Annotated in this window: 22 protein-coding genes; 10 read left to right on the plus strand and 12 right to left on the minus strand. The window is 74.4% G+C overall.

The annotated features are described in order from the left end of the window. Positions 1-145: 145 nt before the first annotated feature. Together ACI794_RS08755 and ACI794_RS08760 are read right to left on the minus strand one after the other, a co-directional pair. The gene (locus tag ACI794_RS08755) at positions 146-2,233 is read right to left on the minus strand and encodes a 3-hydroxyacyl-CoA dehydrogenase NAD-binding domain-containing protein (protein ID WP_456616160.1); all 2,088 of its coding nucleotides are present in this window, start codon (positions 2,231-2,233) and stop codon (positions 146-148) included. Further along, a complete protein-coding gene (locus tag ACI794_RS08760) occupies positions 2,230-3,453 on the minus strand; it encodes a thiolase family protein (protein WP_456616161.1) in 1,224 nt (407 codons plus the stop codon). Before ACI794_RS08760 ends, ACI794_RS08755 begins: the two co-directional genes overlap by 4 nt. Before the next feature lie 223 nt (positions 3,454-3,676). Here ACI794_RS08760 and ACI794_RS08765 point away from each other — a divergent pair, with 223 nt between their 5' ends. The 3 genes from ACI794_RS08765 (at position 3,677) to ACI794_RS08775 (ending at position 7,014) form a co-directional block, all read left to right on the plus strand. Next, a complete protein-coding gene (locus ACI794_RS08765; protein ID WP_456602536.1) occupies positions 3,677-4,771 on the plus strand; it encodes a sugar ABC transporter substrate-binding protein in 1,095 nt (364 codons plus the stop codon). A gap of 139 nt (positions 4,772-4,910) precedes the next feature. Continuing rightward, a complete protein-coding gene (locus ACI794_RS08770; protein ID WP_456602535.1) occupies positions 4,911-5,717 on the plus strand; it encodes an ATP-binding cassette domain-containing protein in 807 nt (268 codons plus the stop codon). 10 nt (positions 5,718-5,727) lie between these two features. Beyond that, positions 5,728-7,014 (plus strand): sugar ABC transporter permease, encoded by a 1,287-nt coding sequence (locus ACI794_RS08775; protein ID WP_456580450.1) that lies wholly within the window; start codon positions 5,728-5,730, stop codon positions 7,012-7,014. A 141-nt stretch (positions 7,015-7,155) separates the two neighbouring features. Here the strand turns inward: ACI794_RS08775 and ACI794_RS08780 are convergent, their stop codons facing one another. Then, complete coding sequence (locus ACI794_RS08780) at positions 7,156-8,406, minus strand: ribonuclease D (protein ID WP_456616247.1); 1,251 nt, start codon at positions 8,404-8,406, stop codon at positions 7,156-7,158. A gap of 130 nt (positions 8,407-8,536) precedes the next feature. Continuing rightward, on the minus strand, positions 8,537-9,169 hold the full coding sequence (locus ACI794_RS08785) for a DUF3000 domain-containing protein (protein ID WP_456602534.1): 633 nt from the start codon (positions 9,167-9,169) through the stop codon (positions 8,537-8,539). Positions 9,170-9,272: 103 nt separating this feature from the next. Between ACI794_RS08785 and hemE the strand changes: the two genes are divergently transcribed. From hemE to hemQ, 3 genes are all read left to right on the plus strand, one after another. After that, a complete protein-coding gene (hemE, locus tag ACI794_RS08790; RefSeq protein ID WP_456580452.1) occupies positions 9,273-10,325 on the plus strand; it encodes a uroporphyrinogen decarboxylase in 1,053 nt (350 codons plus the stop codon). Beyond that, on the plus strand, positions 10,322-11,695 hold the full coding sequence (hemG, locus tag ACI794_RS08795) for a protoporphyrinogen oxidase (protein ID WP_456616162.1): 1,374 nt from the start codon (positions 10,322-10,324) through the stop codon (positions 11,693-11,695). The genes hemE and hemG overlap by 4 nt, the downstream gene beginning before the upstream one ends. A gap of 382 nt (positions 11,696-12,077) precedes the next feature. Continuing rightward, complete coding sequence (hemQ, locus tag ACI794_RS08800; protein WP_456602532.1) at positions 12,078-12,788, plus strand: hydrogen peroxide-dependent heme synthase; 711 nt, start codon at positions 12,078-12,080, stop codon at positions 12,786-12,788. Between the two features lie 68 nt (positions 12,789-12,856). Here hemQ and msrB read toward each other — a convergent pair whose 3' ends face one another. The 3 genes from msrB to ACI794_RS08815 are packed head-to-tail and all read right to left on the minus strand — an operon-like array spanning position 12,857 to position 16,264. Beyond that, positions 12,857-13,273: a peptide-methionine (R)-S-oxide reductase MsrB gene (gene msrB / locus ACI794_RS08805; RefSeq protein WP_456616163.1), complete on the minus strand. Its 417-nt coding sequence runs from the start codon at positions 13,271-13,273 to the stop codon at positions 12,857-12,859. 41 nt (positions 13,274-13,314) lie between these two features. Then, on the minus strand, positions 13,315-13,980 hold the full coding sequence (locus tag ACI794_RS08810) for a response regulator (RefSeq protein WP_456616164.1): 666 nt from the start codon (positions 13,978-13,980) through the stop codon (positions 13,315-13,317). Continuing rightward, on the minus strand, positions 13,973-16,264 hold the full coding sequence (locus tag ACI794_RS08815; RefSeq protein WP_456616165.1) for a sensor histidine kinase: 2,292 nt from the start codon (positions 16,262-16,264) through the stop codon (positions 13,973-13,975). Before ACI794_RS08815 ends, ACI794_RS08810 begins: the two co-directional genes overlap by 8 nt. A 174-nt stretch (positions 16,265-16,438) precedes the next feature. Between ACI794_RS08815 and ACI794_RS08820 the strand changes: the two genes are divergently transcribed. After that, positions 16,439-17,083: a hypothetical protein gene (locus ACI794_RS08820; RefSeq protein WP_456616166.1), complete on the plus strand. Its 645-nt coding sequence runs from the start codon at positions 16,439-16,441 to the stop codon at positions 17,081-17,083. Between the two features lie 124 nt (positions 17,084-17,207). After that, on the plus strand, positions 17,208-17,684 hold the full coding sequence (locus tag ACI794_RS08825; RefSeq protein WP_456602527.1) for a hypothetical protein: 477 nt from the start codon (positions 17,208-17,210) through the stop codon (positions 17,682-17,684). A 65-nt stretch (positions 17,685-17,749) separates the two neighbouring features. Here ACI794_RS08825 and ACI794_RS08830 read toward each other — a convergent pair whose 3' ends face one another. Together ACI794_RS08830 and ACI794_RS08835 are read right to left on the minus strand one after the other, a co-directional pair. Further along, positions 17,750-17,953 carry a cold-shock protein gene (locus ACI794_RS08830; RefSeq protein WP_040339721.1) on the minus strand — a complete coding sequence of 68 codons (204 nt, stop codon included), beginning with the start codon at positions 17,951-17,953 and terminating at the stop codon, positions 17,750-17,752. Between the two features lie 158 nt (positions 17,954-18,111). Further along, complete coding sequence (locus ACI794_RS08835) at positions 18,112-18,507, minus strand: hypothetical protein (RefSeq protein ID WP_456616167.1); 396 nt, start codon at positions 18,505-18,507, stop codon at positions 18,112-18,114. Between the two features lie 258 nt (positions 18,508-18,765). Between ACI794_RS08835 and ACI794_RS08840 the strand changes: the two genes are divergently transcribed. Together ACI794_RS08840 and ACI794_RS08845 are read left to right on the plus strand one after the other, a co-directional pair. After that, positions 18,766-19,023, plus strand: a complete 258-nt coding sequence (locus tag ACI794_RS08840; RefSeq protein ID WP_456616168.1) for a hypothetical protein — start codon at positions 18,766-18,768, stop codon at positions 19,021-19,023. Between the two features lie 409 nt (positions 19,024-19,432). Next, complete coding sequence (locus ACI794_RS08845; protein ID WP_456616169.1) at positions 19,433-19,741, plus strand: hypothetical protein; 309 nt, start codon at positions 19,433-19,435, stop codon at positions 19,739-19,741. 12 nt (positions 19,742-19,753) lie between these two features. Here the strand turns inward: ACI794_RS08845 and ligD are convergent, their stop codons facing one another. From ligD to ACI794_RS08860, 3 genes are all read right to left on the minus strand, one after another. Beyond that, positions 19,754-20,824 (minus strand): non-homologous end-joining DNA ligase, encoded by a 1,071-nt coding sequence (ligD, locus tag ACI794_RS08850; protein ID WP_456616170.1) that lies wholly within the window; start codon positions 20,822-20,824, stop codon positions 19,754-19,756. Positions 20,825-20,858: 34 nt separating this feature from the next. Further along, entirely contained in the window at positions 20,859-22,418 is a 1,560-nt protein-coding gene (locus ACI794_RS08855; protein WP_456616171.1) for an alpha/beta hydrolase, read from the minus strand. A gap of 107 nt (positions 22,419-22,525) precedes the next feature. Further along, positions 22,526-23,596, minus strand: a complete 1,071-nt coding sequence (locus ACI794_RS08860; protein WP_456616172.1) for an ATP-dependent DNA ligase — start codon at positions 23,594-23,596, stop codon at positions 22,526-22,528. Positions 23,597-23,658 lie beyond the last annotated feature (62 nt).

The raw sequence follows: 23,658 nt of genomic DNA on the forward strand, positions 1-23,658 counted from the left end.
TCAACCGTCCAGGGCGCGGTGCGGTGGAGGCTGGTCGCGGGCTATACGGCGGGTCGGTGTTCCTCCCTCACCGCAGAGGGTCCACCCTCACCCCACACCGTGAGGGAGGACCCTCCACGATCAGGGCACCTGATCCCAGCGGGGGTCAGGCGGGGAGGGAGGCGACGCCCTCCGGCAGGAAGCGGGAACCGGTGACCTTCTCCGAGACGCCGGTGCGGTCCAGGTAGGCGGAGATGCCGCCCAGCCAGAACGGCCACCCGGCGCCGAGGATCATGCACAGGTCGATGTCCTGCACGGCCTGCACGACGCCCTCGTCCAGCATCAGCCGGATCTCCTGCGCCAGCGCCTCGAGGGCACGCGCGCGCACCTGCTCCTCGGTGAGCGGCTCCTCGCCGGCGAAGGCGTCCGCGAGCTCGGGGTCCACGACGCCGGGCTCGGTGAAGACGCTGGTCAGGCCGAGCTCGACGATCCGCCTGAGCCCCTCGCCGACGGCGAACCGGTCGGGGAAGGCCTCGTGCATCCGCTCGGCGACGTGCAGCGCCACCGCCGGGCCGACCAGCGAGAGCAGCTCGAACGGCGTCATCGGCAGGCCCAGCGGGTCGAGCGCCCTCTCGGCGACCCGCACCGGCGTGCCCTGCTCCACGGCGGCGGTGACCTCGCCGAGAAAGCGGGTGAGCAGCCGGTTGACCACGAACGCCGGGGCGTCGGCGACCAGCACGCACGACTTCTTCAACGACTTCCCGACGGCGAAGGCGGTGGCCAGCGTCGCGTCGTCGGTCTGTTCCGCGCGCACCACCTCCAGCAGCGGGAGGACGGCGACCGGGTTGAAGAAGTGCAGCCCCACCACGCGTTCGGGGTGCTCCAGCTTCGCCGCCATCTCGGTCACCGACAGCGCCGAGGTGTTGGTGGCCAGCACGCACGTCGCGGACACGACCGCTTCGACTTCACGGAACACCTGCTGCTTGACCGACATCTCCTCGAAGACGGCCTCGATGACGAGGTCGGCGTCGGCGAAGACGTCCTTGGACAGCGACCCGGTGACCAGGCCCTTGAGCTGGTTGAGCTTGTCCCGGCTCAGCCGGCCGCGGGCAGCCAGCTTGTCGAGCTCGCCGTGCACGTAGGAGACGCCCTTGTCCACGCGCGCCTGGTCGACGTCGGTGAGGACCACGGGCACCTTCAGCTGCCGCACGAACAGCATCGCCAGCTGGGAGGCCATGAGCCCGGCGCCGACCACGCCGACCTTGGTGACCTTGCGGGCCAGCTTCCGGTCGGGAGCGCCGGCCGGCCGCTTGGCCCGCTTGTTCACCAGGTCGAACGAGTAGAGCGAGGCCCGCAGCGGGTCGCTCATGAGCAGCTCGGTGAGCGCCTCGTCCTCGGCCGAGGTGCCGGCGGTGAAGGCGTCGCCCGCGATGCCGTTGCGGGCCAGGTCGAGCAGGTCGACCGAACGGACGGCGCCCGGGGAGGCGTTGCGCGTCCGGGCGGCGACGATGCCGCGGGCGCGGGCGATCGCGTCGTCCCACGCCGAGCGGTCGACCTCCGGACGGGAGACAGGCGCGGAGCCGTCGAGCACGCCGACGGCCCACTCGAGCGAGCGCTCGAGGAAGTCGGCCGGCTCGAAGAGCGCGTCGGCGATGCCGAGCTTCGCGGCCTCGGCCGCCGGCGTCATCTTGTTCTGCGCCAGGGCGTTCTCGACGATCACCGTGACGGCGGGGTCGATGCCGATCAGGTTCGGCAGCAGCTGGGTGCCACCCCAGCCCGGCACCAGCCCGAGGAAGACCTCGGGGAAGCCGACCGCCGCGCCGGCGCTGATCGTCCGGTAGTGGCAGTGCAGCGCAAGCTCCAGGCCACCGCCGAGGGCCACGCCGTTGACGAGCGCGAACGTCGGGATCGCCGAGTCCTTGAGCCGCCGGAAGACCCGGTGGCCGGTCTCGGCGATCTCGCGCGCGGCGGCGGCGTCGGTCACCGACGGGACGCCGGAGAGGTCGGCGCCGACGGCGAAGACGAACGGCTTGCCGGTGACGGCGATCGCCGCCGGTGCGGGGGAGTGCGCCGCGATCTCGTCCAGCGCGGCGTCCAGGGACGCCAGGCCGCCGGGGCCGAAGGTGGAGGGCCGGGTGTGGTCGTGCCCGTTGTCGAGCGTGATCAGCGCGATCTCGCCGACCAGGCCCGGGTGGGTCAGGAAGCGCACCTTGGCGGCGGTCACGACCTCGTTCTCGAAGACGGCGTTCGTCACTTCTGGAACCCCTCCCAGTTCGGGTTCTCCCAGATCACGGTGGCGCCCATGCCCAGGCCCACGCACATGGCGGTGAGGCCGTACCGGACGTCGGGGCGCTCGGCGAACTGGCGGGACAGCTGGGTCATCAGGCGGACGCCCGAGGAGGCCAGCGGGTGGCCGACGGCGATGGCGCCGCCCCACGGGTTGACGCGCTCGTCGTCGTCGGCGATGCCGAAGTGGTCCAGGAAGGCGAGCACCTGGACGGCGAAGGCCTCGTTCAGCTCGAACAGGCCGATGTCCTCGATGGTGAGAGCGGTGCGGGCCAGGGCGCGCTCGGTGGAGGGCACCGGGCCGACGCCCATGATTTCGGGCTCCACCCCCACGAAGCCGTAGCCGACCAGCCGCATGCCGACGTTCAGGCCGAGCTCCTCGGCGACGTCCTCGGCGGCCAGCAGGCAGCCGGTCGCGCCGTCGTTGAGGCCCGCGGCGTTGCCGGCGGTCACGTGCCCGTGCGGGCGGAACGGCGTCTTGAGCGTGCCGAGGCCCTCGAGGGTCGTCTGCGGCCGCGGCGGCTCGTCGACGGTGGCCATGCCCCAGCCGTGCTCGGCCGAGCGGGTGGCGACGGCGACCAGCTCCGGGCCGATCTTGCCGTTGGCGAGCGCCTTGGCGTACTTCTGCTGGCTGGCCAGCGCGAAGGCGTCGGCGCGCTCCTTGGTCAGGTGGGGGAACCGGTCGTGCAGGTTCTCCGCGGTCGAGCCCATGACGAGCGCGGACTCCTCGACCAGCTTCTCGCTGAAGAACCGCGGGTTCGGGTCGGCGCCCTCGCCCATCGGGTGGCGGCCCATGTGCTCCACGCCGCCGGCGATGGCGACGTCGTAGGCGCCGAAGGCGATGCCGCTGGCGGTCGTCGTCACCGCGGTCATGGCTCCGGCGCACATCCGGTCGATCGAGTAACCGGGGACCGACGTCGGCAGGCCGGCCAGCAGCGCCGCGGTCCGGCCCAGGGTCAGGCCCTGGTCGCCGATCTGGGTCGTGGCGGCGATGGCCACCTCGTCGACGCGGTCGGCCGGCAGCGCCGGGTTGCGGCGCAGCAGCTCGCGGATGACGCGGACGACGAGGTCGTCGGCGCGGGTCTCGGCGTAGATGCCCTTCGGGCCGGCCTTGCCGAACGGGGTGCGCACGCCGTCGACGAAGACGACCTCACGCAGCGAGCGTGGCCGCCGCTCAGTGGAAGACACAGAACCTCCGCAGGTGTCGGAGCCGGGCCCGGGAGGGCGCGGCGGGCTACAAGTTACCCACCGGTAACCGCCTGGGCCAAGCGCGGCACGACCCCCGTCCGAGGGGGGTCCCGGATCACGGTCCGGCAACGGCGCGGGGCTGTGCTTGCGGTCACAAGCGGATGGCGCGCAAGATGACCCGCCGGAATTTCTCTGTAACCCCAACGAAATAGAGGTCCCTCTCATGGCGCGACGGCGCACGGTGACGACGGCGATCGCTGCGGCCCTGGTCTTCGGGCTGGCCGCGTGTGGTGGCGACGACAGCAGCGGTGGCAACGGCGGCGGCGGTGGCGGTGGCGAGGCCGCTGCGGGCAAGGTCGGCGTGATCCTCCCCGACACCGCCTCCTCGGCCCGCTGGGAGTCGGCCGACCGCCCGCTGCTCGAGGCCGCCTTCGAGGAGGCCGGTGTCGAGTACGACATCCAGAACGCGCAGGGCGACGCCCAGCGGATGAACACGATCGCCGAGCAGATGATCACCGAGGGCGTCACCGTCCTGGCGATCACGAACCTCGACTCCGCCTCGGGCGCCGCCATCCAGCGCCAGGCCGAGAGCCAGGGCGTGCAGACGATCGACTACGACCGGCTCACCCTCGGCGGCGAGAGCGACTACTACGTCTCGTTCGACAACACCGAGGTCGGCCGCCTGCAGGGCGAGGGCCTGGCCCAGTGCCTCGGCCCCGAGCCGGCGAACATCGCCTTCCTCAACGGCTCGCCCGACGACAACAACGCCACGCTGTTCTCGCAGGGTGCGCACGAGGTCCTGGACCCGATGGACCAGTACACGCAGGTCGCCGAGCAGGCCGTGCCGGAGTGGGACAACCAGCAGGCCGCCACGATCTTCGAGCAGATGTACACCCAGGCCGGCGGTGACATCCAGGGCGTGCTGGCCGCCAACGACGGCCTGGCCAACGCCGTCGTCTCGATCCTGGCCCGCAACAACGTGGCCGGGCAGGTGCCGGTGACCGGTCAGGACGCGACGGTCGAGGGGCTGCAGAACATCCTCGCGGGCGAGCAGTGCATGACCGTCTACAAGCCGATCGCCGACGAGGCCCAGGCCCTGGCCGACCTCGCCGTGGCCCTGGTCAACGGCGAGGAGCCCCAGGTCGACGGCTCGGTCGAGGACCCCGAGGGTGGCCGTGAGGTCCCCTCGGTGCTGCTCGAGCCGGTCTCGATCTTCCGGGACAACGTCAAGCAGGTCATCGACGACGGCTACCAGACCGCCGCCGACGTCTGCACCGGTGAGTACGCCGCTGCCTGCACGGAGCTCGGCATCTCCTGAGCCATCCGGCCGGGGCACCCGCACGGGTGCCCCGGCCGCGTGCTCCCGCCCTGCCGGCCCCGGCTCGCCCCGGGGCGGCGGGGCGCCCTATCGTCCCGCCCACGGTCGACCGACCGTTCCCTGCTGGAAGGACGCAGCGGTGTCCGCACCCGAACAGACCTCTCCCACCCCGACCCTCGAGCGGCCCACGCTGAGCCTGCGGGGGGTCAACAAGAGCTTCGGGGCCGTCCAGGTCCTGCACGACGTCCACCTCGACGTCTACCCCGGCAAGGTGACCGCGCTGGTCGGCGACAACGGCGCCGGCAAGAGCACGCTCATCAAGGCCATCGCCGGCATCCACCCGATCGACTCGGGCACCGTCGAGTTCGAGGGCGAGCCGGTCCAGCTGAGCGGCCCGCGCGACGCCGCCCGCCTGGGCATCGAGGTCGTGTACCAGGACCTCGCGCTCGCCGACAACCTCGACGTCGTCCAGAACATGTTCCTGGGCCGGGAGCGCAAGCGCGGCGTCCTCCTCGACGAGGCCTCCATGGAGGAGGCCGCGCGGGACACGCTGACCAAGCTGTCGGTGCGCACGCTGAAGTCGGTGCGCCAGCTGGTGTCCAGCCTCTCCGGTGGGCAGCGGCAGACCGTCGCCATCGCCAAGGCCGTGCTCTGGGAGTCCAAGCTCGTCATCCTCGACGAGCCGACCGCCGCGCTCGGCGTGGCGCAGACCCGGCAGGTGCTCGACCTCGTGCGGCGGCTGGCCGACACCGGTCACGCCGTCGTCTTCATCACCCACAACATGGTCGACGTGTTCGAGGTCGCCGACCGCGTCGCCGCCCTGTACCTGGGCCGCATCGCCGCCGACGTCCCGATCTCCGAGGTCGACCGCACCCAGGTCATCGAGCTGATCACCTCCGGCCGCTCCGGCGAGCTGGGGCTCGCGCCCGACGCGCTCGAGGACTGAGAGGACCCCCATGTCGAGCAACACCCTGACCGCCGCCGAGGCCAGCGGGCCGCACAAGCCGGCCGCGGGCTTCGAGGGCGACCGGCAGGACAACACCGTGGGCGGCGCCGTCCGCGGCTACCTGAACAAGCTGCGGGCCGGTGACCTCGGCGCGCTGCCCGCCGTCCTGGGCATCGTCGTGCTGGGCATCCTGTTCACGGTCCTGCGGCCGGGCACCTTCCTCACGCCGCTGAACCTCTCCAACCTGCTGGTCCAGTCGACGCCGATCATCGTGCTGGCGATGGGGCTGGTCTTCGTCCTGCTGCTGGGCGAGATCGACCTCTCCGCCGGTGTGGTGAGCGGGGTCTGCTCGGCGGTGCTGGCGCAGTTGCTGGTGCAGGCCGGGGTGGCCTGGCCGATCGCCGTCCTCGGCGCGATCGCCACCGGCGCCGTCATCGGCGTCTTCACCGGCAGCCTGGTGGGTCTGGTCGGCATCCCGTCGTTCGTGGTGACCCTCGCGCTGTTCCTCGGCTTCCAGGGCGTCACCCTGCGGCTGATCGGCCAGGGCGGCACCGTGCCCGTCCGCGAGCCGGTCATCCGGGCGCTGGCCAACGAGAACCTGCCGGTCACCCTCGGGTGGATCCTGGCCGTGCTCGTCGTCATCGCCTACGCAGCTGTCGAGTTCTGGCGGTGGCGGTCGCAGCGTTCCCGCGGGCTGGCCCACCAGCCGCTGGCCCTGGTCGTGCTGCGCATCGTCGTGATCGCCGCCGTCGTCTTCGCGGTGACGGCGATCCTCAGCGTCGACCGGGCCCTGGCGGCCACGATCGACCTGGCCGGCATCCCGTACGCGGTCCCGCTCGTCGTGGTCCTGCTGCTGGTCCTGACGTTCGTGCTGTCGCGGACCAGCTTCGGCCGGCACGTCTACGCCGTCGGCGGCAACGCCGAGGCCGCGCGCCGTGCCGGCATCAACGTCACCCGGATCCGCGTCCTGGCGTTCGTGATCTCCTCGAGCCTGGCGGCGATCAGCGGCATCCTCGCCACCTCGCGGCTGAGCTCGGTCACCCCTGACGCGGGCGCCGGCAACACCCTGCTCTACGCGGTCGGTGCGGCCGTCATCGGCGGCACCAGCCTCTTCGGTGGGCGCGGCCGGGCCCGGGACGCCGTCCTGGGCGGGCTGGTCATCGCGATCATCGCCAACGGGCTGGGCCTGCTGGGGGTCGCGGCGTACCTCAACTTCATCATCACCGGCGGCGTGCTGCTGCTGGCCGCGAGCGTCGACGCGCTCGCCCGCCGACGGGCCGCCACGGCCCGACGATGACCCCTGCCGCCCGCCGTGCTCAGCGCCGGCGGGCGGCAGGTGACCACGCCGACGCCGGCGCCACCCGCTCAGCGCGGGGGGCGCCGGCGTCGTCGTCCCGGCGTCCCGGCCCGCCCCGGGTCGTTCAGGCGCCCGGGTCGTTCAGGCGCGGGTGACGGCGTCCGCGAGCAGGTCGAGGGTCAGCTCGACCTGCCACTCGCGGGCGCCACCGGCCCGCAGCGCCTCGGCCACGGCGGCGCGCTCCCGCGGCTCCGGCGGGCTCCACATGATCCGGCGCACCAGGTCGGGGGAGAGGAGGTTCTCCACCGGCACGGAGTGCTTCTCCGACAGCTCGGCGAGCCCGGCCCGCACCACCTGCAGCCGGGTGGCGGCCGCGGGGTCGCGGTCGGCCCAGCGGTTCACCGGCGGCGGGCCGTCGCCGGGCCTGCTCTGCAGGGGCAGCTGGTCCTCGGGCAGCGCCTTGCCACGCGCGAGCGCGGTGTACCAGTGCGCCACCAGCCGGCGGTTGGCCCGGCCGCGGAAGACGGGCAGCTCCAGCAGGGCGCCCTCGTTCCTCGGGTCGGCCTGGACGGCGGCGACCATCGCGGAGTCGGGCAGCACGCGGCCGGGCGCGACGTCGCGCTTGCGGGCCAGCTCGTCGCGGGCCTCCCAGATCGCCCGCAGCATGCCCAGCTGACGGCGGCTGCGCAGGCCGTGCACACCCGACGTCCGCCGCCAGGGGTCCTGCCGCGGCGCGGGCGGGCCGGCGGCGAGGATCGCCTCGAACTCCTGCCGCGCCCACTCGGTCTTGCCCTGCTCCTCGAGGATGGCGGCCAGCGCGTTGCGCAGGTCGACCAGCACCTCGACGTCGAGCGCGGCGTAGACCAGCCACTCCTCGGGCAGCGGGCGGGTGCTCCAGTCGGCGGCGGAGTGGCCCTTCTGCAGCGAGAAGCCCAGCAGCGACTCGACGACGGCGCCGAGCCCCACGCGGGGCAGCCCCGCCAGTCGGGCGGCGAGCTCGGTGTCGAAGATCCGGGCGGGGACCAGGCCGATCTCGGCGAGGCAGGGCAGGTCCTGGTTGGCCGCGTGGAGCACCCACTCGGCGTCGGCGATCGCCGCCTGCAGCACCGAGAGGTCCGGCAGCGGGATGGGGTCCAGCAGGCCGGTGCCCGAGCCGTCGCGCCGCAGCTGCACCAGGTAGGCGCGCTGGCCGTAGCGGTAGCCGGAGGCGCGCTCGGCGTCGACGGCGACCGGGCCGGTGCCCGCGCGCAGCGCCTCGGCGTACTCGACCAGCTGCGTGGAGGTCTCGATGACCGGGGGGAGGCCGTCGCGGGGGGCGAGCAGCGGGATCGCCTCGGGGGTCTCGGCGGCCGCCGGGTCCTCCGGTGGCCGGGGAGTGGGCTCGGTGCTCAGTTGCCGTCCACCTTCTTGCCGGTCCTCGTCCTTCGGTCCACCGGCGCCCGGGCCGGGAGGGCGGCGACCGCGCCGATCCTGGGGAGGAGCACCGGCTCAACGGGCTCCGCGCCGCTGTGCCGCACCGATGTTAGAGAGTCTCGCTGCCGACCCGGTCGGAGGGACCCAGGAGGTGCACGCCGGGGGGCGGCAGACCGGCGGCGTTGCCCAGCACCTCGAGCCACGCCACCAGGTGCCGGTCGAGGTCGGAGTCCACGGCGGTCCAGGAGGCGCGGATCTCGACGTCGACCGTGTGCTCGGGGCCGGCCAGCTCGCCGAAGCGCGTCGACGCGGTCCGGGTGACCGTGCCGCCGACCGTGTGGTGCACCGCGCCGGCGTCACCGAGCGCGTCGGTCAGCCAGCTCCAGGCCACCTCGGAGAACATGGCGTCGTCCACCAGCTCCTCGTCGGTCCCGGCGGAGAGGTAGCCGACGCAGCGCGTGGTGCCGTGCCAGGCCTCGTGGCCGTCGGGGTCGAACAGGACGATGAACCGCGCGCTGGCGATCTCCACGTCGTCCTCGTCGTCGCCGGCCTCGGGATCGGGCACCCGGGCGCCCAGGGCGACGGCGTAGGGAGCCAGGCGCTGCGGCGCCGGGATGCGACCCAGCTCGATCTCGGGGCGCACCCGCACCGCGGCCAGCGACTCCAGGGCGGCGCGGAAGGCGGCCGGGACGTCGCCGTCCCGGTTCCCGTCCCCGGCGTCGGCCAGGTTGCGCGGCTCCACGTCCGCAGAGTAGGCCGGTGCGGGGCGGTGCGTCGCCGACGCGCCGCAGGCGGCCGGACGCGGCGCGGCGGTGCGACCCGGCGGTCTGGGAGGATCGGCGGTCGTGAGTCCCGCTCCCGCGTCGGCGTCCCCGGCCGATTCCGACCTCGTCCGTGCCGCACGCGGCCTCCCGGTGAGCCGCACCCCGGTCTGGTTCATGCGCCAGGCCGGGCGTTCGCTCCCGGAGTACCGGGCCCTGCGCGCCGGCACGGCGATGCTCGCGGCCTGCCAGGACCCCGACCTGGTCACCGAGATCACCCTGCAGCCGGTCCGCCGCCACCAGGTCGACGCCGCCATCCTCTTCTCCGACATCGTGCTGCCGCTGGTGGTGGCCGGGGTGGACATCGAGATCAAGCCGGGCATCGGGCCGGTCGTCGCGAACCCGGTGCGCACCGTGGCCGACGTCGACGCGCTGCCCGACCTCGGGCCCGACCAGCTCGGCTTCCTGCAGACGGCGGTGCGCTCGCTGGTCGCCGAGCTCGGCCCGACGCCGCTGATCGGCTTCGCCGGGGCGCCCTTCACCCTCGCCACGTACCTGATCGAGGGCGGGCCCTCCAAGGAGCACGCCCGCACCAAGGCGTTCATGTACGCCGAGCCGGAGGCGTGGTCCCGGCTGCTGCAGCGGCTGTCGCTGTCGGCGGCGACCTTCCTGCGCGCCCAGGTCGACGCCGGCGCCTCGGCCGTGCAGCTGTTCGACTCGTGGGCCGGGGTGCTCTCGGCTGCCGACTACGCCGAGCGCGTGCTGCCGCACTCGCGGGCGGTCTTCGACGGGCTCGGCGACCGGGACGTCCCCCGGATCCACTTCGGGGTGGGCACCGGGGAGCTGCTGCCGCTCATCGGCGACGCCGGCGCCGACGTCGTGGGGGTCGACTGGCGCGTCCCGCTGGACGAGGCCGCCCGCCGCGTGGGCCCGGCCCGCTCGCTGCAGGGCAACCTCGACCCCGCCGTGCTGCTGGCCGACCGGGCCACCGTCGAGCGGGAGGTCCGCCGGGTCGTCGAGCAGGCGAAGGGTGCCCGCGGGCACATCTTCAACCTCGGCCACGGCGTGCTGCCCGACACCGACCCCGACGTCCTCACCCGGGTCGCCGCGCTGGTGCACGAGCTGACGGGCTCGTGACCCGCCGGCTGGTGGTCGTCGGCGCCGGGATCACCGGCCTGGCCGCCGCCTTCGAGTGGCGCCGCCGCCGGCCCGACGACGAGATCGTCGTCCTGGAGGCCGGCGACCGCATCGGCGGCAAGCTGGACCGGATGGACCTGGCCGGGGCCTGGTACGACACCGGTGCCGAGGCGATGCTGGCCCGGGTGCCCGAGGCCGTCGCCCTCGTGGAGGCCCTCGGGTGGGGCGACCGGCTGGTGCCGCCGGCCACCACCCAGGCCTCGGTGGTGCTCCCCGAGGGCCGGTTCCCGCTGCCGGCGGGCACCCTCCTCGGCGTGCCGGCCTCGGCCGACGGGCTGGACGGTGTGCTGACCCCCGCCGGGGTGGCGCGGGTCCGCGCCGAGGCCGAGCTTCCGCCGCTGGAGCTGCCCGACGGCGACGTCACCGTCGGTGGGCTGCTGCGCGAGCGGCTCGGCGACGAGGTGGTCGACCGGCTGGTGGAGCCGCTGCTCGGCGGCGTCTACGCCGGCCGGGCGGACGAGCTGTCGCTGACCGCCACCATCCCGCAGCTGGCGGCGCACCTGCGCGGCGCCCGCTCGGTGCTCGAGGCCGTCGCGGCCGCCCGGGAGGCCGGGGGGCGCAGCCGCGGCGACGCCGACGGCCCGGTGTTCGTCACCGTCGACCGGGGAATCGGGGCGCTCCCCGCGGCGCTGGCCGAGGCGGCGCGGGCGGATGTCCGGCTCCGCACGCCGGCCCACGCCCTGCGCCGCACGGCGACCGGGTTCGAGGTCTCGGTCGGACCGGTCGCCGCGCCCGAGGTGCTGACCGCCGACGCCGTGCTCGTGACGGCCCCGGCGCCGAAGGCGGCACGCCTGCTCGGCGACGTCGCCGCGGACGCCGTCGAGCCGCTGCGGGGCATCCCGTACGCCTCGATGGCCGTGGTCGCCATGGCTTTCCCGGGCCAGGACGTCGACGCCGGGTCCGGCCTGCTCGTGCCGCCGGTGACCGGCCGGCTGGTCAAGGGCGTCACCGTCTCCTCGGCCAAGTGGCCGCACCTGGCCCGCGGCGGGGTGCTGCGGGTGCGCTCGTCGGTGGGCCGGTTCCGGGACGAGGAGCAGCTGCAGCGCCCCGACGAGGAGCTGGCCGCCGACGTGGTCGCCGACGTCGCGGAGCTGCTGGCCCTCGAGCGGCCGGAGCCGCTGCAGACCCGCGTGGTGCGCTGGGGTGGCGGGCTCCCGCAGTACCAGGTCGGCCACCCCGGGCGCGTGGCCGCGGTCCGGGCCGCGGTCGCCGGCGTGCCCGGCCTGGCCGTCGCCGGTGCCGCGTACGAGGGGGTGGGCGTACCCGCCTGCATCCGCGACGCGCACCGGGCCGTGGCCGCCCTCATCTAGGCGAGGTCCGGGCGGTCGACCCGAACGCGGGACCCGTGCCGGGGATCACGGGAGGCGCGGGCATCGGCGCGGCCCGGCCGGCGTTGGGTCTGCCGTGCGCACGCACCTGCACCAGAAGTCCATCGTCCCACCCGTCCCACCGGTCCGGTGCTTCAAGCACCACGTGTGGATGGCCGCCTGCTCCGACTGCCGCGCCGCTCGCGCGGTCCGGCCGTCGGAGGGGCGCGAGCAGCCGGCCCAGGCCGGCTGACGCCACCCCGCACCGGCACGGCCGACCCCCTCCGAGGGCCCCGATCGCACCGATCGGGGCCCTCGGTGTTCCCGCACCCGGGTGGGCCGCCCGGCACGGAGGGGCGAGCGGTGGTGCGGGACAATGGAGCGCATGAGCGAGGACCAGCGCAGCATCGGCAAGCGGGCCAACGAGCTGAACGACACCATCCGCTACACGATGTGGTCGGTGTTCAGGCTCGCGCGGCCGTTCGGTGACGAGCAGCGGAGCGCGGCCGCCGACGAGGCCGCCGCGCTGATCGAGGAGCTGGCCGGCAAGGACGTCGTCGTCCGCGGCACCTACGACGTCGCCGGGTTCCGCGCCGACGCCGACCTCATGGTGTGGTGGCACGCCTCGACCGCGGAGGCGCTGCAGGAGGCCTACACGCGCCTGCGCCGGACGGCGCTCGGCCGGCGGCTGGACCCGGTGTGGTCGCAGTTGGCGCTGCACCGCCCGGCGGAGTTCAACCGCAGCCACATCCCGGCGTTCCTCGCCGACGAGGAGCCGCGGCGCTACGTCTGCGTCTACCCCTTCGTGCGGTCCTACGAGTGGTACCTGCTGCCCGACGAGGAGCGGCGGGACATGCTGAAGGAGCACGGCATGCAGGCCCGGCCCTACCCCGACGTCCGGGCCAACACCGTCGCCGCCTTCGCCCTCGGCGACTACGAATGGATGCTGGCCTTCGAGGCCGACGAGCTGCACCGCATTGTCGACCTCATGCGCGACCTGCGCGCCAGCCGGGCCCGCCGGCACGTGCGCGAGGAGGTGCCGTTCTACACCGGCATCCGGAAGCCGATGGCGGAGCTGGTCCACGACCTGGCCTGAACACCCCGTCACACGCCTGAGGGCGGTCATCGAATGATCGATGACCGCCCTCAGGCGTAGGGGTGCGGCTACTCCGCCGGCTGCAACCGGATGGAGACGCTGTTGATGCAGTATCGGTCGCCGGTGGGCGTCTGCGGGGCGTCGTCGAAGAGGTGGCCCAGGTGGCTGTGGCAGGTGGCGCAGAGCACCTCGGTGCGGATCATCCCGTAGCTGCGGTCCTCGCGGAGGATGACGTTGTCCTCCGCGGAGGCCTTGTAGAACGACGGCCAGCCGCAGTGCGAGTCGAACTTCGTCTCCGAGCGGAACAGCTCGGCCCCGCACGCGCGGCACTCGTAGACGCCGACGGTCTTGGTGTCGACGTACTCGCCGGTCCACGCGCGCTCGGTGCCCGCCTGGCGGAGCACCGCGTACTCCTCCGGGGACAGCTGCGCCCGCCACTCCTCGTCGGTCTTGGTGACCTGGGGCTGCTGAGGGGAGGTCGTCATGCCTGGTCGAACGAGCGGCGCCGCACCACCATTCCCGGTGCTCAGCGGCCCAGCCCCGCGTCGCGGGCCCGCACGATGGCCTGCGCCCGGTCGGTGACCTGCAGCTTGGCCAGCACGTTGGACACGTTGTTGCGGACGGTCTTGGGCGACAGGTACAGCGCCGCCGCGATCTGCGCGTTGGACCGCCCGGCGGCGACCAGGTCGAGCACTCCCCGCTCGCGGGCGGTGAGCTGGGGGAAGACGGTCTCCGGCCCGGTCGGACCCGAGGCGAAGAACTCACCGATCCGCCGGGCGAGGGCGGCGCCGAACACCGCGCCGCCGTTGGCCACCGTCGTGATCGCCCGGACCACCTCCTCCTGGTCGGCGCCCTTGAGCAGGTAGCCGCGCGCCCCGGCCCGCACGGCGGCGAACACCGTCCCGTCGTCCTCGCTCATGGTCAGGACGACGATCCCCACCGACGGCGACGCCGAGGTCACCCGCCGGGTCGCCTCGATCCCGTCGATCCCCGGCATCTGCACGTCCATGACGACGACGTCGGGCTGCTCCGCGAGCGCGAGGGCCACCGCGGCCTCACCGTCGGCGGCGGTACCGACCACGGCGAGGCCCGGGACGGAGTCGAGCAGCATGGCCAGGCCGTCGCGGTAGACCGGGTGGTCGTCGGCGACCACCACCCGCAGCGGCTCGTCGTCCCCAGCGGGCTCACCCACGGTGCACCTCCTCGCTTCCGCGGACCGCTCCGCTCCTCGCTCCCACGCCCAGGCCGCCTCCGCGGTCGGTCCGCTCCTCGCTCGTACCTCGCTGCGATGCTCCCTCCCTGTCGGCAGCCGCCTCGCTGCGATGCTCACGGTCCTGTCCACTCGCCCTCCCCCCTCCGTCCGCGGGCAGGACCGCCCGCACCACCGTCCCGCCGTCCGGCGGGCACGACACCGTGCACCGGCCGCCGAGCTCGGCGGCGCGCTCGCGCAGCGACACCAGCCCCACGCCGGCCGGCGCGCCCTCCGGGATGCCGACGCCGTCGTCGGTCACCGTCAGGACCAGGGACCGGTCGGCGTCGCGGACCAGCTCCACCCGGCAGGTCGAGGCGCGGGCGTGCCGGGCGACGTTGGCCAGGGCCTCCGACGCGATCCGGTAGGCGGCGACCTCCACGGCGGCGGGCACGTCGTCGGCGGTCGGGTCCGCCTCGACCGTGGTGGCCGTGCCGGCGCCCAGCAGCCGGTCGGCCTGCTGGCGCACCGCCCCGGTCAGGCCGAGGTCGTCCAGCGCGGGCGGCCGGAGGTCGTGCACCAGCCGGCGGACGTCGGCCAGCGCGGCGGCGACGTCGTCCCGGGCCGTGCGGAGCAGCCGGTCGGCGTCCTCCGCGCGCCCGGCCGCGGCGAGGTTGCGGGCGGTGTCGATGCGCAGGACCACGGCGCCCAGGCTGGGGCCGAGGCCGTCGTGGAGGTCGCGGCGCAGCCGGCGGCGCTCCTCCTCGCGGGCGGCGACCAGCTCCTCACGGCTCTGCTGCAGCTGGGCGGCCAGCGAGCTGGCCCGCGCGGCGGCCGCGGCCTGGCGCACGACGTCGGCCAGCAGCCCCTCGTCGCGGGTGACCAGGTGCGCGCGGACGCCGTCCCGGGGCAGCAGGAGGCGCCCGACCTCCTCGCCGCGGTAGGCGATGGGCAGGGACCGCACCGCCGGTGGGCGCCGGCCGTGCTCGGCGACCAGCCGCTCGCCGCCCGCGTGATCCACCTCGACGCCGACGTAGGGAGACCGGAAGGCCTCCGCGACCGCCGCCGCGATCGCCACGAGCTGCGCCTCCGCGCCGTCGGAGCGCTCCAGCCGCGCGGCCAGCCCCGAGACCACCCGGTAGGGGTCGTCCCGCTCGCCGAGCACCCAGCGCCGGACCAGCCGCCAGAGCGGGGCTCGCAGCGGCACGTAGACGGCGGCGACGAGCAGCAGGGTCAGCAGGGTCGCATCGTGCTCGCCGAACCGGTCGCCGAGCAGCGCGCCGGCCGCGCCGAGCACCGCCAGGTCCAGCAGGACGACGCCGATGCCCAGGACGCCGTAGACCACCGTGCCGCCGAGGAGCCGGTCGATGTCCACCGCGCGCGGCCGCAGGATGCCGACGGCCACGGCGCCCCCGGTGAGCGCGACGGCGACCATCAGGGCCATCGCGCTCGGCTCGCCCGGCAGCAGGAGCGTGCTGAGCATGACGAGCAGGTCCACGACGGCGGCCCAGAGGAGCCAGCGCATCCGGCGACGGTCCTCGTTCGTGGCCCGGCGGTAGCGGAGGACCACCGAGGCCGCGGGCACGGCGATCCCCAGCACGGCGACGGGAAGGGCGATCCGCAGGAGGGGCAGGGTGACCGATTCGGGCAGCGGCAGGGTGGTGAGGTCGAGGTCCAGGGAGCGGTAGACCCCCGGCACCTGACCGTCGTCGGCGGTGAAGGCGACCTCCGAGGGGACCACCAGGAGGAGCGCCGGCAGCAGGGCGGTCGACGCGAGGCTGACGATCGCGACGGGCCTCCACCGCCCGCCCGGCAGCCGCCCGTCGGGGTAGAGGAGCAGCAGCAGCGGCAGCCCGAGCAGCAGGGCGGCGCCCAGCCGCTGCAGGAACCAGAAGGCGAAGCTCGCCCCGGGCAGCGCCGGGTCGTGCTGGACCGCGTACGCGAGCCACGACTCGGCGAGGCCGTCGACCGCCCAGAACAGCCCCGTGCCGGCGAGCACCCAGGAGACGGCGTTGCCCGGCGCCCGGAGGAGCAGCAGCGCCCCGGGGACGGCGACGGCGACACCGGCGAGCGCGGCCACCGAGCCGGGGGCGACGTCGACGGCGGCCCGCGCCGCGGAGGGCGTGAGCACGTCCAGGACGGCGGCGGCGGCGCAGGCGGCCAGCGACAGGGCGAGGACGGCCCAGGCGGCCGGCCGGCCGACCCGGACCCGGCGAGGTGGCGGCGGTGGCGGGCCCTGCGACCGCGACGCCCCGATCCGCCCGGTCGCCGGCGCCTGTGTCTGCACGCGCGCATCCTCGCCTGCCGGCGTCCCGGTCGTCACGGGGCAGTTGTCCCGGGTTCCCCGGGACAGTTCTCGGGACCCGATCGAGGGCGGCGGGCCCTGGGTGCCCGGGACGGGTTCCCGCGACCGTTCTCCCAGGCGGTGCACAGGGCACCGCACCTCACCACCGGAGACGTGATGTCCCTCAGCACCACCCCCGCCCCCGCCCGCACCGACGTCGCGGAAGCCCGCGGCGCGGTCCCCGGCGCCTCGACCAGCCTGGTCCGCCGCGCCGGCGTCGCCGTCGCCGCCGGCGCCGGGTCCTGGGCGATCGCCTGCGCAGCCCTCGGGACGACGCCGCCCGCCGGCACCTGGCAGGCGACCGTCGTCAACGTGGCGGCCGTGGCCTTCCAGGTCGGCCTGATGTTCCTGGTGACCGTGCAGATGCGGACCGGCGCCATCGGCACCGGCCGCCTCGCCCGGCGCCTCCTGCACGTGGAGCACGGCCTGCTGTCGGTGGCCATCGTGTCCTCGCTGATGTGGGCGTTCACGCCCGGGCTCTACGACACCGGCTTCTTCTTCGTGATCGACCTCTTCTGGCCGCTGTCCATGCTGGGCATGGCCGCCCTGGGGGTCCGCATCGCGATCGCCGGCCGCTGGCAGGGCATCGCCCGCTTCTGGCCGATGGTCGCCGAGAGCTGGGCGCCGGTCACCGTCCCGACCGCGTTCCTCCTGCCGGCGATCACCCAGTACGTGGGCGCCGCTCACCTGCTCGTCGGGTACGTCGTCCTGGGCGTCATCCTCGCCACCCGGCCGCACCTCACCGGGGCCCGTGACTGCTGACGGACCTCCTGCCCCCGCGACTCGCGAGCTCGCGGCGGGACCGTGCAGGAAGGCCCGGGTGCCCCGTCTCCCACGCGGGAGGCGGGGCACCGTCGTGCTCGGGGCCAGGGGGGAGACTGGGGGAGTGACCTCCGCCCCCCAGCCGCCCGGCGGCCTCCTGCCCGACGTCTGGTTCACCCGCGACCTGCCTGTGCTGCGGGCGATCGCCCGGCTGGTGGACGAGCCCAAGCACGGCGGCGCGCCCTACCTGCTCGGCTCGGTGGTCCCGGGCAGCGGGCTGCCGAAGGCGGACGTCGTCGCCGCGGCGAGGGCGCTGGCCTCGGCGGGCTACATCGAGCCGCTGACCAACCACGCCGGCGACATCGTCCGGATCACCGGGATCTCGGCGGAGGCCCGCCGGCTGGCCGGGCTGTGGCCGACCCCGCAGGGCGAGTGGGAGCGGCTGCTCGAGCAGCTGGCCGCCCGCGCCGCGAACGCGCCCACCGACGTGGAGCGGCAGCGCTGGCAGGCGTTCGCCGATGCGGCCCGCGGGGTCGGCGAGCACGACGGCGCGCTGCTCATGTCGGCGCTGATCGGCGGGTACGTGCCGCGCGCCCGCTGACCGGCCCGCGAACGACGACGCCCCCGCCCGGAGAACCGGACGGGGGCGTCGTGCTGATCAGGTGATCAGAGCGGGGTGACGTTCGCAGCCTGCGGGCCCTTCTGGCCCTGCTCGATGTCGAACGCGATCCGCTGGCCTTCATCGAGCGAGCGGTACCCGCTGGTCTGGATGGCCGAGTAGTGGACGAACACATCCGGTCCGCCGCCGTCGGGGGTGGCGAAGCCGAACCCCTTCTCCGCGTTGAACCACTTGACAGTTCCTTCGGGCATTGCTCGCTCCTAGCTGAGGTGGTGCATCGGGGTCCTGCCATAGCGCAGGGCCTTCCCGACGCGACAACCCTAGCGGCCCATGACCGGATCGGGACACCGGTGCGGCAGAACTGTGACCTGGGACTCCTTCCGCGGGTCGATGCGGAACCGCTCCGGTCTCAGAGCAAGTGGCCCGGATCCTCCGGGAACGCGGGCGCAACCCGTCGTCCCCGGCGGGGCCAGGCGGGCCCGTGGGCGCCGACGGAATACGTCCCGCGCACCGGCGTGGCGGCGGGCAGGGCGGCCGGCTCGGGACGCCAGGAACGGACGCCGATCGGTCGTTCGGCGAGGAGGACCGGGGCCGCCGGCGGATGCGGCACCGAGGCCCAGCGCCGGAGCCCGAGCTGGCCGGCCAGCAGGACGGCGAGCGCGATGGAGACGGTGAGGAAGGCGTCGGTGACCGCGGTGGCCACGTCGAGGGCGGTGATCCGGGGCCAGCCGATGGCCTCCAGCTGGTGGCCGACCATCTCGACGACGACGTACAGCACGCCGTACGCCAGCAACCAGATCCTCACCCGTGCTCCTCCGCCGTGGTCGACAGGTGCATCGACCACCGCTACCCCCCGCTGGAGCTCCGGGAGGCGTCCCGGGATCGCCGCTCACCCCTCCGGGGGAGCGGGACCGTCCGTGCGGAGGAGGACGGCCGGCGGGGGAGACGGTCCGCCCTGGTCTTGCGGTTTTCCTGCGGTTCCCTCCGCACCGCCGTGCGGCTCCTCGCCGACGGTGGGACCTGCCGGACGGATCCGGCGCACCACCGATCCAGGAGGACCGCCATGCAGCCGCTCGCCGCCTCGCCCGTGCCCACCCGCACCGCCGTCCCGGCCGGTGCCGTCTTCCTGCGCGACGTGGACGACCTGCACGACGCCGACCTGGACCAGCTGCTGGCCGACCGCCTGGCCGAGCCCGCCGGTGCGTTGCTCGCCGTGGTGATCGCGGCCCGGCTGGCGGAGCAGATCGCGCAGCCCGGGACGGCGCCGGCCGCCGGCCGGGTGCACGCGCTCCCCGCGACCGCGCACCGGCTCGTCGGCTGACCCCCGACGCACCTCTCGCGGCAGCGGTACATGTCCTGTTGCTCCCATCGACACCACCCCGTCTCATCGAGGCGTTGCGTCGACCCCTGGACCCGCGGGGCCAGAAGTGGGCGTCAGCGCACTCCCTCGGTCGGTGGCGGTTCGCGCCGACGATCCCTCCGTCGCCCGACGAGCGGATTCCTTCCACAGGTATCCGGAGGCGGCCGGCGCGTCAGAGCCTCGACCGCGTGGCGATGTCCACAGGACCGCCCAGCCGTTGCGGTTCCCGCAGGTGGCCGCGCCGGCCCCCGTCCGGGCACGACGGCGCCCGGGCGTCCCGTGCCCCCGTGGAGGACCACCACGACCGTGCCGGAGCAGGGGCCGGCCCGAGGAGAGCACCCAGGCCGACGTCACCCTCGTGGCGCGCGGGTTGACGGTCACGGCTCAGGTGGAGGTCTCCGACGAGATCACGCCCGGGGACCCGGTCGCCCTCCACCGGGTGAGCGGGTACGGAGAGCGCTCCCTCCGCGCGACGACCACCAGCGTCGGGGCCGGTGAGGAGCCGCTCTGGCACCTCGTGGCCACCGGCCCGGCCGAGCGCAGCCGGCGCCGCCGGACCGTCCGGGCCCGCCTGGAGGTCCCCGTCGTCCTCCCGTGGCTCGACGGGCTGCTCGTCGGCTGCACCGTGGACGTGCAGGGGCAGACCGTCCGGCAGCAGGTCGGGGCCGCGGTCGACTGATCCCCGCCCTCACTACCCGGCGGTCGCGGGGGGTTTCCGTGCCCGGCTGGGCTGCACCCGCATCGGCTCGCCCGGCATCTTCGGGTAGTCGGGGGGATAGGGCAGGTCACCGAGGCCCTCGTCGGCCTCCTGCTTCTCGAACAGCTCCAGCAGCGGCTCGATGCCGAAGGCGTGGTCGGCCAGCCCGGCGTGCTTGTCACCGACGGCGGCGAACCGGGCCGGCATGGTGCGGAGGTCGAAGTCGGTGGGGTGGACGTCGGGGAGCTCGTCCCAGTCGACCGGTGCCGACACGGGCGCGTGGGCCCGGGGCCGGATCGAGTAGGCCGAGGCGATCGTGCGGTCCCTGGCCATCTGGTTGTAGTCGATGAAGATCTTCTCGCCGCGCTCCTCCTTCCACCACGACATCGTCACCTGGTCGGGGAGGCGCCGTTCGAGCTCCCGCCCGAAGGCGATGACGGCGTGCCGCACCTCGGTGAAGGTCCACCGCGGCTGGATCGGCACGTAGACGTGCACACCACGGCCGCCGGAGGTCTTCGGCCACCCCTCCATGCCGTACTCGTGCAGCAGCGCCCGCACGTGGGGGGCGACGCGGACGGCGTCGGAGAAGTCGGTGCCCGGCTGCGGGTCCAGGTCGATGCGGATCTGGTCGGGCGACTCGACGTCGTCCCGGCCCACCGGCCAGGGGTGGAAGGTCAGCGTGCCCAGGTTGGCGCACCAGGCGACGACGGCGACCGAGTCGGGCGCGATCTCGTCGGCGGTGCGCCCGCTGGGGAAGGTGATGTGCGCCGTCGGCACCCAGTCGGGAGCGTTCTTCGGCACCCGCTTCTGGTAGAACGCGTCGCCGTGGGTGTCCGCCCGCGTGGCCATCTTCGCGTCGGGGGAGAACCCCCCCGGCCAGCGCTCCAGCGTGGTCGGCCGGTCTCTCAGCGCGAAGAGGATCCCGTCGCCGACCGCGATGAAGTACTCGACGACGTCGATCTTGCGGATCCCGCGTTCGGGGAAGTACGGCTTCTCCGGGTTGGAGACCCGCACCTCGTGCCCGTCCACCTGCAGGACGACGGCGTCCTTGCTGCTGCTGGCCATTCCCGCGCTCCGCTCGTCCGGGGGCTGCCGAGTCTCACGCAGGACAGGTGAGCCCGTCCACGGGGACGGTGAGGTCGATCAGGTAGGCGTTGACCGCCGCGGTGACGCACTCGGTCTTGGGGTAGGCGGTGTGGCCCAGCCCCTGCCAGGTCAGCAGGGCGCCGTTCTGGAGGTCCTCGGCGAGGTCGACGGCGCCGGGCAGCGGGGTGACCGGGTCGCCCTCGGTGCCCACGACCAGGATCGGCGCGCTGCCCTCGGCGTCGCGCTCGGGCAGCGGGGTGCGGTCGGCCTCCCACACCGAGCAGGTGAACAGGCCGGCGGCCGCGCCCGCACCGAAGAGCGGGTAGCGGGCGCTCCACTCACCGACCAGCTCCCGCACCCGGTCCTCGGGCACGGTCTCCTCGGTGTCGGCGCAGTTGATCGCCAGGTTGGCGTCGAGCAGGTTCGAGTAGGTGCCGTCCTCGAGCCGGCCGCTGTAGTCGTCGGCCAGCGAGAAGAGCAGGCGCGAGTCACCGTTGCGGGTGGCGGCGAGGCCCTGCGCCAGCTGCGGCCAGGATGCGGTGTCGTACAGCGCCGCCTGCACCGCGGTGAGGATGACCCCCGGCGTGGCCTGCCGGGTCTCGCCCTCCTCGCTGCTCGGCACGGGCGTGGCCTGCGCCTGGGCGAGGAGCTCCTCGAGGAAGCGGCGCGGGTCGTCACCCAGCGGGCAGCCGGCGATGAGCGCCCGGCAGTTGTCGGCGAAGGCGTCGAAGCCCCGCTCGAACCCGGCGGCGTTGGCCTCGGCGTCGGCGACCGCGTCGACGTCCGGGTCGACGGCGGCGTCGAGCACCATGGCGCGCACGCGGTCGGGGTAGAGCTCGGCGTAGGTCGAACCGAGCGTGGTGCCGTAGGAGTAGCCGAGGAAGTTCAGCTGCTCCTCGCCCAGGGCCAGGCGCAGCTGCTCCATGTCCCGGGCGGTGTCGACGGTGTTGAAGGTGCCCAGCGCCTCGCCGTACTCGTCGGCGCAGCCCTCCGCCACCTCGCGGGAGAGGGCGAAGACGTCGTCGAGCTGCTCGTCGGTCGTCGGACGCGGCTCCGCGGCGATCGCGCGGTCCTTGAGCTCCTTGGGGATGCACTCCACGGGGGTGGACAGGCCCACGCCGCGCGGGTCGAAGCCCACGATGTCGAAGCGGCGCAGCACGTCCTCCGGCAGGGTGAGCGCCAGGCCGATGGCGGCGTCGGCGCCCGAGCCGCCCGGGCCACCGGGGTTCACCATCAGCGACCCGATCCGATCGGTCTGCCCGGCCAGCACCGCGCGGACGAGGAAGAGCGGCAGCGTGGCGCCGCCCGGCTCGTCGTAGCTGATCGGCACGTCGGTGCGGCCGCACTCGAAGGCGAGGTCGCGCTCGCTGCCCGGCTGCCCCTCGATGAGCGGCTGGATCTGCGCGTCGCAGTCGGTCCACTCGATCGGAGCAGCCTCCGGCTCGGCCGGTGCCGTGCTGGTCGCCGCGGGCTCTTCCGTGGTCTCGGCGAAGGAGGTGCAGCCGCCCAGCACGAGGGACAGGGCCAGGAGCAGGCCGGAGGCGGCGGCCGGGAGGCCACGGTGCAGACGCATGATCACGAGCATAGGTACCTCCCCGCCCCCCACCGCTCGCACGAGCTACCCCGGCCCCCTGCGGGGGCCCGCCCGAGCCCGCGAGTGGTGGGGGGACAGGGGGTCCTTCACCCGTCCAGGACCTCGGCCAGGTCGTAGCGGACCGGCACCTCGAGCTGGTCGTACGTGCAGCTGCGGGGGTCCCGGTCGGGGCGCCAGCGGAGGAACTGGCCCGTGTGACGAAGTCGACGGCCTTCCAGCTGGTCGTACTTGATCTCCACGACCAGCTCCGGGCGCAGCGGCACCCACGAGAGGTCCTTCTTCGCGTTCCACCGGCTCACCGCGCCGGGCATCCGCTGCTCGCCGTCGGCCTGCACCTGGGCGTTGGCCCAGTCCTGCCACGGGTGGCCGTCGAGCGCCTCGGCGCGGTAGGGCGCGAGCTCCGCGACCAGCTCGGCGCGGCGCTTCATCGGGAAGGACGCCGCGACCCCGATGTGCTGCAGTTCGCCGTCGTCGTAGAGGCCCAGCAGCAGCGAGCCGACGATCGGCCCGCTCTTGTGCCAGCGGAAACCCGCGACGACGCAGTCCGCCGTCCGCACGTGCTTGACCTTGGTCATCAGCCGCTGGTCCGGGCCGTAGGGCAGGTCGGCGGACTTGGCGACGACCCCGTCGAGGCCGGCGCCCTCGAACGTCTCGAACCAGCGCTCGGCGGTGGCGGCGTCCCGGGTGATGCCGGTCAGGTGCACCGGCGGGCGGGCCCCGGCCAGGGCGTCCTCCAGCCGGGCCCGCCGGTGGGCGAACGACACCTCGAGCAGCGACTCGTCGCCCAGGGCGAGCAGGTCGAAGGCGACGAAGGAGGCCGGCGTCTGCTCGGCGAGGAGCGTGATGCGCGACTCCGCCGGGTGGATCCGCTGCAGCAGCGCCTCGAAGTGCAGCCGGTCGTCCCGCGGCACGACGATCTCGCCGTCGACGACGCAGCGCTCGGGCAGGTTCTCCTTCACCGCCGCGACGACCTCCGGGAAGTAACGGGTCAGCGGGCGCTCGTTGCGGCTGCCGAGCTCCACCTCGTCGCCGTCGCGGAAGACGATGCAGCGGAAACCGTCCCACTTGGGCTCGTAGAACCACTCGTCGCCGACCGGCACCTTCGTGGCGGGCTTCGCGAGCATCGGCTTCACCGGCGGCTGCAGCGGCAGGTCCATGCCGGTCAGTCAAGCAGCCGGGGCGCGCACGGGGGCCTCGACGGAGTGCGCCGGCCGTCCTG

The sequence above is a fragment of the Blastococcus sp. SYSU DS0541 genome, from assembly GCF_054050875.1.

What these genes read in the sequence shown, in the direction of transcription:
- ACI794_RS08855 (WP_456616171.1), bottom strand. Translation starts at nt 22,418, where the DNA reads ATGCGTCTGCACCGTGGCCTCCCGGCCGCCGCCTCCGGCCTGCTCCTG.
- ACI794_RS08820 (WP_456616166.1), top strand. Translation starts at nt 16,439, where the DNA reads ATGTCCCTCAGCACCACCCCCGCCCCCGCCCGCACCGACGTCGCGGAA.
- ACI794_RS08840 (WP_456616168.1), top strand. Translation starts at nt 18,766, where the DNA reads ATGCAGCCGCTCGCCGCCTCGCCCGTGCCCACCCGCACCGCCGTCCCG.
- ligD (WP_456616170.1), bottom strand. Translation starts at nt 20,824, where the DNA reads ATGGCCAGCAGCAGCAAGGACGCCGTCGTCCTGCAGGTGGACGGGCAC.
- ACI794_RS08765 (WP_456602536.1), top strand. Translation starts at nt 3,677, where the DNA reads ATGGCGCGACGGCGCACGGTGACGACGGCGATCGCTGCGGCCCTGGTC.
- hemQ (WP_456602532.1), top strand. Translation starts at nt 12,078, where the DNA reads ATGAGCGAGGACCAGCGCAGCATCGGCAAGCGGGCCAACGAGCTGAAC.
- ACI794_RS08830 (WP_040339721.1), bottom strand. Translation starts at nt 17,953, where the DNA reads ATGCCCGAAGGAACTGTCAAGTGGTTCAACGCGGAGAAGGGGTTCGGC.
- msrB (WP_456616163.1), bottom strand. Translation starts at nt 13,273, where the DNA reads ATGACGACCTCCCCTCAGCAGCCCCAGGTCACCAAGACCGACGAGGAG.
- ACI794_RS08860 (WP_456616172.1), bottom strand. Translation starts at nt 23,596, where the DNA reads ATGGACCTGCCGCTGCAGCCGCCGGTGAAGCCGATGCTCGCGAAGCCC.
- ACI794_RS08775 (WP_456580450.1), top strand. Translation starts at nt 5,728, where the DNA reads ATGTCGAGCAACACCCTGACCGCCGCCGAGGCCAGCGGGCCGCACAAG.